At 56.3% G+C, this 7953-nt stretch carries 10 protein-coding genes; 5 read left to right on the top strand and 5 right to left on the bottom strand.

What is annotated here, in order from left to right; all coding sequences use genetic code 11:
• From GA0061101_RS39990 to GA0061101_RS38165, 4 genes are all read right to left on the bottom strand, one after another.
• The coding region (locus tag GA0061101_RS39990; protein ID WP_092577778.1) for a MafI2 family immunity protein at positions 1 to 256 on the bottom strand (256 nt) is incomplete at its 3' end.
• A 358-nt stretch (positions 257 to 614) separates the two neighbouring features.
• Positions 615 to 1205 (bottom strand): mobile mystery protein B, encoded by a 591-nt coding sequence (locus GA0061101_RS38175; protein ID WP_037201520.1) that lies wholly within the window; start codon positions 1203 to 1205, stop codon positions 615 to 617.
• Entirely contained in the window at positions 1202 to 1663 is a 462-nt protein-coding gene (locus tag GA0061101_RS38170) for a mobile mystery protein A (RefSeq protein WP_037201522.1), read from the bottom strand. The genes GA0061101_RS38175 and GA0061101_RS38170 overlap by 4 nt, the downstream gene beginning before the upstream one ends.
• A gap of 216 nt (positions 1664 to 1879) precedes the next feature.
• Positions 1880 to 2995 carry a hypothetical protein gene (locus GA0061101_RS38165; RefSeq protein ID WP_245297673.1) on the bottom strand — a complete coding sequence of 372 codons (1116 nt, stop codon included), beginning with the start codon at positions 2993 to 2995 and terminating at the stop codon, positions 1880 to 1882.
• Between the two features lie 123 nt (positions 2996 to 3118).
• Between GA0061101_RS38165 and GA0061101_RS38160 the strand changes: the two genes are divergently transcribed.
• Complete coding sequence (locus GA0061101_RS38160) at positions 3119 to 3352, top strand: helix-turn-helix domain-containing protein (RefSeq protein WP_280951458.1); 234 nt, start codon at positions 3119 to 3121, stop codon at positions 3350 to 3352.
• Between the two features lie 434 nt (positions 3353 to 3786).
• Positions 3787 to 4005: a DUF6500 family protein gene (locus tag GA0061101_RS38155; protein ID WP_037201539.1), complete on the top strand. Its 219-nt coding sequence runs from the start codon at positions 3787 to 3789 to the stop codon at positions 4003 to 4005.
• Between the two features lie 127 nt (positions 4006 to 4132).
• Here GA0061101_RS38155 and GA0061101_RS38150 read toward each other — a convergent pair whose 3' ends face one another.
• Positions 4133 to 5038, bottom strand: coding sequence for a LysR family transcriptional regulator (locus tag GA0061101_RS38150; RefSeq protein WP_037201528.1), 906 nt, complete (start codon positions 5036 to 5038; stop codon positions 4133 to 4135).
• 130 nt (positions 5039 to 5168) lie between these two features.
• On the opposite strand from GA0061101_RS38150, the gene GA0061101_RS38145 reads away from it, so the two are divergent.
• From GA0061101_RS38145 to GA0061101_RS38130, 3 genes are all read left to right on the top strand, one after another.
• On the top strand, positions 5169 to 5579 hold the full coding sequence (locus tag GA0061101_RS38145; RefSeq protein ID WP_425350062.1) for a DoxX family protein: 411 nt from the start codon (positions 5169 to 5171) through the stop codon (positions 5577 to 5579).
• Positions 5576 to 6496, top strand: a complete 921-nt coding sequence (locus GA0061101_RS38140) for an NmrA family NAD(P)-binding protein (RefSeq protein WP_245297672.1) — start codon at positions 5576 to 5578, stop codon at positions 6494 to 6496. Before GA0061101_RS38145 ends, GA0061101_RS38140 begins: the two co-directional genes overlap by 4 nt.
• Before the next feature lie 1038 nt (positions 6497 to 7534).
• Positions 7535 to 7953: hypothetical protein (locus GA0061101_RS38130; RefSeq protein ID WP_141694192.1), on the top strand; the 419-nt coding region annotated here is incomplete at its 3' end.

Raw genomic sequence — 7953 nt, 5'->3', positions numbered from 1 at the left:
TCTTCGGCCCTTCTGAAGGTAGTGACGTGAAGATAGTCGTTATCGCTTCATCACCGAAATCCGCGACGACCTCAGATGCGACTACCTCCATACGTTCTCGATCTTCATCATTGAAGTCCGAGTCAACCAAGAATTCGAGGACAATCTCGTTGCCATTCCAGCCGCACGTAACAGCGGCTAGCGCCGACGATACTGCCCCAAGCAACGCGTGTTGCACACTAAGTCGAAGTCTTATTTCTCGATCAAGTGTGGACATCAAAAACCTCCGCCATGGAGCGATCTTATCGCACTATCACCACGGACTTTGTCAACAGGGCCTAAATGAGGTGCGGTCGCTAGCTTAGTGGCCGCATTTTTCAAGTGGCGGCTCAGCGCTTGTTCCGTAAATCATGAAGCGCCTAGTCCAAGGCATCGAGGCCGAAGCAGTTTATATTGAAAAATGCTTGGGGCACACATTAACCCACCTCTCCAAGCGAGTTCCATAATTGCCATTGCCGATCTAAAACAAGTCAAAATATTGATATCACACTTATATTTGGTTTCAACATTGAAATTTTACCGAGGGGTCGTCGGTTCGAAGCCCTTCAAGGCGAGCGATGCGCAGTCGACGGCCGTCAGATACGCGCGAATTCCAGCAGCGGTGCAATATCATGATTGTCTGCCGCGCGCAGGGCTGTGACGTATCGAGCGCGCAGTTTACCAACATCGGCCAGACTGCCGCCGCCCCAACTGAATCGCTCGCCGCCAAGGCGTTCGATCAGAAGGTCGGCCGCCAGGCGAGCGTGGCGGCCATTTCCGTTCGGAAACGGGTGAATCGCGACCACGCGATGGTGGAATCTGATCGCAATCTCATCGGGCGGAAATGTCTCGTGCTCGATCCAATAGCGGATGTCGCTCAATAGGCTGGCAAGCTCTACGCCGATACGGTAAGCCTCAACGCCGATGTTGCGCTCCGTCGTTCGGAATGTGCCGGCCCATTCCCAGACGTCTCCGAACATCCGCTTGTGCAGTGTTTGCATGAAGTCTTCGCTGAGCATCCGCTTAAGCGACGCGCGCCGGCGCGCCCAAGCCGCACCTTCCACAATGTTTTCCTGCTCCGCCTCGTTGAGGTCACGACGGTGGGTTATCCATGTCTGAAGCAATCCCTCTCGCTCATGCGGTTCAAGGGGTGTGGCGTCCTCTGGCTCCTGAAAAAGATCTGTCATGCCTCGTTCCAGAGGTCGCGCTCGGAGAGCTTATCGCGAATGTAAGCCTGCACTCGGGATTCGAAGTCCACTTCGTCTGTGCCTTGAGCTTCGAGCCGCATTGTATGTGCGACGCGCTGAAGCTCGCGAGTTGCGATTTTCCTCGCGCGCGACTCGATGACAGTCTCAAGTGAACTGTTTGGAACGAGGGCGTAGACGAGCGTGCAATCCAGCGCCTCAGCAGCGCGCCGTAATGTATTGAGTTGGATTGTGCCTGCGGCTTCAGACTTCTCGATGGCTTCAACAGTTTGAGGGCGCACGCCAATGCGTTTGCCGAGCTGCGCACCCGTCATCCCGAGCGCGTCGCGTAGTGCGCGCACCCATCCCTTCGGCGGCGCCCTGAACCGGTCAATCGGTTGGAGCGCTCGAAGTCTTTCATCGAGCCGGCGGCGCCCCCTTTTTCGACTGTCGCTCTTCATCTATGGTCCTCAGACTGCAACCTGATCACGAGCCAATCCTTATCAGTATACAAGCTGATTATCAATGCATTTTAATCAGCCTATAATCTGATCTTCAGGCAGAAAAATCAGCCTGTCGTCTGCAAACGGAACGAGCCGACCAAGGTGAAAACGCGGGATTTCAGGTAGGTGCGGATTTGAGGTACACGCCTGGCCAGCCGCTCGGGTAAGATGTCATCAAGAGGATACCCGCAACGCCTTTGGCACCTTCCGCGAGAGCTCATCGACCGTCGCCATAACTCGGTTCACCTGTGACAGCGTAGACGTAAGCTCTGGGGCATATCTGATGACGTGATACTCGTTGCTTGTGGAGAGCGTTGCCAGGTGCGCCACCGTACGCTTGCGTAGAACAAGGCCAGCGTCAGACGCTAAACGCGCCCGCTCGCCAAGGTCGTGCTGAAGACCGCGGATCGCGGAGGGGTCCACGCCTTTGGCGAGCAAGAATGCATTCAGATAGAGCTCCATCGCATGGAGCGCCAGAAGACGCTGCGGTGCCTGGTTGGGCTTGGACGAGCCCTCGCCAAGCTTGCTGGCCGCGTCTTGGTAATGCTTCGCCAAATTTAGAATGCCTCGTACGCCTGCTGCGTTGACGGGATATGCAGGTCCATTGCATGATTTCGGCCGGCGCTTCTCCGCAACGCGGATAAGATCCTTCAGCATCGTCCGCAGCTCGGGCCAAGGGGTATCTTCGAGCGTCAGGCTGGGATCGTGCATGACGATGAGGCAATGGAGCTTTGCGGTGACTTCGATGAGCGAGGAGGGCCGTGTGATCCACATGACACGTCCGGATATCCCGGCTCGTTCCGCGAGCTCTTGTTCCTGAGCGACCGCCGCACTGAATCCCAAACGCCGATCGGCTTCCTTCCATCGTCTCCGATGTCTTCGAAGCTCGGCTCGCGCCTGAGACAGGTGTTCGGCATCGAGCTGAGCGGCCATTCGATTGATGTCGGCAAAAGAGTGAACCTCGACGGCGCCATTCTTTCCAACATTGCGTAGCGTCGCGATCGGAAGACCACCGGCCTCTTCGAGCAATTGTTTTTCCAGCTTTTCTCTAAGACGGGTGGCTCTCACGCGCTGCTGGTGGCAGGCATACCAGCGAGGCCACATGTCTCTGACGGGCGTCGGGCTGCTAGATTTCCAGTGATCGCCGGGTTCTACAACAAGCGTGCTCAAGAGGCGTGCCGCGACGGGAAGAAGGTTTCGGCGGTCGATGAGGTGCGGCAGGTTTTCCGACGTGCCGCGCTCCGGATTTTCTTTTCCACGCGTAGTTCTGCTATTCTCAGAATCAGCCATGATCCGAGCTCCCTAAAAGCTTGAATTGCGGTCAGGCCGCGTAGAGTGTCGCAAGCACCCTGCGTGGCCGCTGTGAACCGTCGCATAGAGTTTGAATCATATAGAGATTATGTCAAGGTTATAATGTTGAATGCCGATCAAATCCGAATGGCGCGAGCTGCCCTTAGGTGGGGCGTTCGCGATCTGGCAAGCCGCGCTAACATTACGGCGGCTACCGTGACGCGGATCGAAGCCGGTCGTCCAGGGTATGCCGCGACGTTGGAGGCGATACAGGTAGCGTTCGAGGCTGCTGGCATCGAGTTTATTCCTGAAAATGGTGGCGGCGTCGGCGTCCGCTTTTCCAAACCAAGAGATTGAACTGGCGCGGATTGTGCGGCGAGTTGTCAGTCTGGGTAGGCTTTCCTCTTGGAAATCAACACTGTCAGGCCGAAATGGAGTTTCATGGAAGTGCTACCAGATGAACGTGCCGCGCGTTGTGCCTCTGCGGTCCAGTAGAGAGACGCTCGTAGCGTCAACTAGATGCGGATCTGGTCAGCCATATCTACTCCTGAACAATGGCGGCGTCATAGCGCTCAGTTTTGGGCAAATCAAGCGGTCGTCGGCGCTCGTACGCGTCAAGCCTCCATGCTCATTCCTGTGTCTTCTATTGCCGAACGGCTCGTGACCGCGGGCCGAAATGGAGTCGAGAGCAGGTATTGCTCACACAATTCGATCTGTCCACGGATCTCAGTATTTCTGTGGCGAGTAAGGCATGGTAGCTCGAAGATGAGTTGCGAAGTATGAGGCACACCATGAGACTAACCCTAAGGGCGAAAGCCATTTCAGTCTGCGACGACAAAATCTCAAAAAAGGGTGAAGGCGTTGGCCTGTCATTCTATGCATTCTTTGCAAACAAGAACGACGACCCCGACCTCCTTATGGAAGCCGCCGAGTGGTGGATCAAAACCCATGCTCTCGATCATTTCGAGAAGGCGACTAAAATTCGTGAGATGATTAGATCTGGGCAGTAGGTGACGACCGCTTTCAGGATCGTGCCTGTCTGCGTTAAACACTTGCCATGGGGTCGTTCGGCCCGTCGGCAAAGCGCCCGCATCCTCGCCGTTCTCGGGTAAAGTGGGTCGTCCCGAAAGCGGCCATCTATTCCAGATACGGCGTCAGCACATCTTCGATCCATTTCATGAACGTGCGGACTCGGCGCGACAGATTGCTCCTATGTGCTACGACGAGGGACACCGGGATCGCCCGGCGACGAAAATCGGGCATGATCTCCACAAGCGCTCCACTCTCGAAGTATTGGCCGATTCCCAAGACTGGCGCCTGAATCAGGCCAAGGCCGGCGAGGGCAGCGGCGTCGTAAGTCTGCGCGCTGTTGACGTGTAGCGCACCCGGCAACTGAAGCGTCGCATAACCGTCGCCGTCCGGATATTCCCATCCATGGGGTCTTGCGCCCAGCATCGTCGAAAAATGAATTGTCCGATGCCCCTGGCGCTGGAGATCTTCTAGCGATCGAGGAACTCCATAGCGCGCCAGATAGGCGGGACTGGCAGCGTTGGCCATGCGCAACAGGCCCAGTGGGCGGGCAATCAGCGTTTCGTCCCTGATGGGACCAAGGCGCAGTACACAGTCGAACCCTTCTTGAACCAGATCAACTTGCCGATCCGTACTCGATACCTCCAGCTCCAGTTCGGGGTGAGCCGCCATGAAGTCCGGCAGCGCCGGCACGATCGTTGTGCGCGCCACCTCGGTCGGAAGATCGACCCGCAAACGCCCGCGAAGTGCCACGCTATCGCCTGCGAACATCGAGTGTAGGTCATCGACCTCGGCAAGCAGATCGCGGGCACGGGCATGAAATGCGCGTCCATCTTCCGTCAACTGCACGCTGCGCGTCGTCCGGTGCAGAAGCCTGACACCAACTTCTTCTTCCAGCTTCCGGACCGCCGTTGATGCCCTCCCTTTTTGGATGCCCAGGCTATCGGCTGCTCGGGTGAAGCTCCCCATTTCCGCGACCGTTATGAAAATCAGGATGGGTTCGAGATTCTGCATTGTCGAGCCTCGGTATTGTTCGCCGCAGAGAGAACAGTTGGTTCCATTCCTGGGTGTTTATCATATCCAAGAGACACAGTAGCCTTCGAAATCAGATGATCTCATCGGAGAATGACAAGTGTCCGAAACTATGAACCGGCTTCCGATGCCTGACACTAAGACCTTGCATCGCTCCTTGTGGGCTGGCCGGATAATGAGCGCGTTTGTCGTTACCGCTCTGGCGGCAGATGGGACTATTCAGCTTTTCGCGCCGGCGCAGATCGCGAGCATGTTGCAGGAAACAGGATTCGCGATGGACCTGACCCGTGTCGTGGGTCCGATCATACTCGCCTGCGCCATCCTTTACGCCATTCCGGCCACCACCGTCCTCGGTGCGATCCTGGTGACGGGCTTTCTGGGAGGTGCGATCTGCGCCCATGTCCGTATCGGTGAGTTGGGGTCGCCGCCGGAAATCATTTCCTTGGCTCTCGGCGCGATGACATGGGGCGGGCTCTATCTGCGCGATCCCCGTGTCCGGGCCATTCTGCCGCTCGTCCGTTGAACAAACAGGGGCATTTTTCTGTCCCTAAAAATCAGGAGAAACGCATGTTTTTAGTAATGGGAATTACCGGAAAAGTAGGCGGTGCAACCGCAGAACATCTGTTGGCACAAGGCAGGAAGGTACGCGCGCTCGTCCGCAATCGCGAAAAGGCGGCTAGTTGGGCGGCCCAAGGCGTTGAGCTGGTAGATGGCGATTGGAATGACTCGGCAGCCATCGAGCAGGCGCTAAAAGGCGTTGAAGGTGCGTTCGTTATGTTACCTTCTGTATGGGCGCCTTCGCCCGATTACAAAGAAGCAAAAGGCGTGATTGCGAACTATCTTGCAGCGCTCACCAAGGCAGCGCCGCCGCGGGTGATCGCGCTTTCGTCGATGGGTGCGAACAGAACTAGCGGGCTGGGGATGATCACGGCGCTGTCGCTTCTGGAGCAGGGGTTTCGCGACCTGGCATCTCCGGTCACCTTTGTGCGCGCAGGCGGATTCTTCGAAAATTTCCTCTACGGCTTGCAGGTCGCCCAGGGTGGAACGCTACCGGTCTACTATAATCCGACAGACCGGAAATCGACCATGGTCGCGACGAACGACATCGGCGCGGAGGTCGCAACCCTTTTGGTCGGGCCAGCCTGGTCAGGACAGCGCGTCATCGAGCTCGGTTCGATGGTCAGCGCGGATGAAGTCGCGGCGCAATTGGGTGAAGTCCTGAATCTCGACGTGAAAGCCTTTGCAGTCCCGCGTGCAGGGTGGGCGGAAGCGTTCGAGCAGTTCGGCATCCCGAAGGGCCGCACCGGACCTGCCGAAGAAATGTTTGAGGCCGTGAATGCAGGATGGATGGCCCTCGGAACCGAGGGTACGGAGCAAGTGGCGGGTACGACGTCCGCACGCGATGTCTTCGCGGCTGCACAGAACGCCGCCAAGGCGTAAGCCGGGGACGGATCAGGCATGACGGAGACTACCCGCTTCTGCGTCCGACGCGTCGCAGGAGGCACTCAACAGCTCAAGTCAACACGAGGCGCGTCTACTCCCGCCCAATCTTCTGAATCTCCGGATAGTGGACTTTTCGGCTTAGGAAAAGTCCGCTATCCGTGTCTTTTCATTTCATAGCGGTCCGACTGCTATCGACCCCAAGGTTGACAGGCCGGTTCCGGCTTGAGCAGTCTGTCCGCAAGGCGCCATAAAGCGGTCATCCTGGTGGATCGCTATTTTCGCCAAGCCTCAAGAAAGGCTCCATAGTTATGTGCGCTCCTCTAACGCAGAAGCAAGTGACTTGAAGCGTTTGAGGATACCGCTTGCATATGGGTTTGCCCCCAAGATTGCCTCAAGCACTTCCGGCGCGTCGTGCCGGACCATCTCCACAGCGGACATCATTGCCTCGAAGCTCCTGGTCGTCATTCGAGTCTGCCTGAGATCCATTTTCACAAGCAAGTTCGCGATGAGATGCGTTAGTCCTTGGGCCTGGGCGGCATCGCGATCGTGTTCGTCCGGAGCCGTCACAATGACTTCCAGACCCACTTTCGGCAGAACGCTGCGACACGCAAATGCGGCCCGCGAACGGGACAAATTGCGATCCGCAGCTTATGCATACCGTTCTGCGCACTTTGGGGTCCGAACAGCGGATGCGTTCCCACAATTCCCACTGTTGTAAAACAGCACCGAAGCGGGAACCCATGGCGTTATTTTCTACATCATTGAAAATAAAAAGAGAATCTCGAAATCACCGGGGTCTCAATCGGCGCCGATCGGGGACCCGCTCAAATCAAAAATGTCTATTTTTATCAGACAGTTATCTGAAACTATGGGTGGGGTTACAGTTCGGCGCTGACTCACATCTATCTCCATCAAGGCAGCAATTGGTGGATCGCACGGCAATGGTGCGGGCAACCTCAACTCTCCTCAGCGACGTGACAGCTTTTGCTACCTCTGGTATTTCCATGATTGATGCTCAGGTCGGGAGAGACTTTCATGCAAAAACACGCCATGGCTCTGACGGTGGCACTTGCGATATGCACCCACATCGCCGAAATGACACCAGCTTTTGCCGCAGATGACGCATGCGCGTCTGTCAGGGCCATGACGGATAAATTCAATGCCACACCACGAATTCGGTTGGTCGGCACCAATTCTCTTGAGGCAATCCATTTTACCACCCTATATGTTGACACTAAGCAGTGGTGGCATGGCGATTCCAAACCGTGGCATGTAGAACCACGCCAATATTCAAAAACCAATGATCTCGAAAACTGCGAACATCTCGGGAGCGAAACGATAGATGGCGTCCAGACCGAAATTTGGTCTTACGACCACCTATCGTACCAACAGGTTGATTACTGGAAGATTTGGATATCAGTTGATACGGGGTTACCGGTGAAATCCCATTTCAA

Source organism: Martinezella lusitana, from assembly GCF_900094565.1.
In the GTDB taxonomy this organism is placed as follows: domain Bacteria; phylum Pseudomonadota; class Alphaproteobacteria; order Rhizobiales; family Rhizobiaceae; genus Rhizobium; species Rhizobium lusitanum.
Note: the sequence above shows the minus strand (reverse complement) of the source record. Positions and strands in the feature narration are given on the sequence as shown.

Coding starts and splice junctions, on each gene's coding strand:
- GA0061101_RS38175 (WP_037201520.1), bottom strand. CDS start 1,205: ATGACAGATCTTTTTCAGGAGCCAGAGGACGCCACACCCCTTGAACCG.
- GA0061101_RS38170 (WP_037201522.1), bottom strand. CDS start 1,663: ATGAAGAGCGACAGTCGAAAAAGGGGGCGCCGCCGGCTCGATGAAAGA.
- GA0061101_RS38165 (WP_245297673.1), bottom strand. CDS start 2,995: ATGGCTGATTCTGAGAATAGCAGAACTACGCGTGGAAAAGAAAATCCG.
- GA0061101_RS38160 (WP_280951458.1), top strand. CDS start 3,119: ATGTTGAATGCCGATCAAATCCGAATGGCGCGAGCTGCCCTTAGGTGG.
- GA0061101_RS38155 (WP_037201539.1), top strand. CDS start 3,787: ATGAGACTAACCCTAAGGGCGAAAGCCATTTCAGTCTGCGACGACAAA.
- GA0061101_RS38150 (WP_037201528.1), bottom strand. CDS start 5,038: ATGCAGAATCTCGAACCCATCCTGATTTTCATAACGGTCGCGGAAATG.
- GA0061101_RS38145 (WP_425350062.1), top strand. CDS start 5,169: ATGAACCGGCTTCCGATGCCTGACACTAAGACCTTGCATCGCTCCTTG.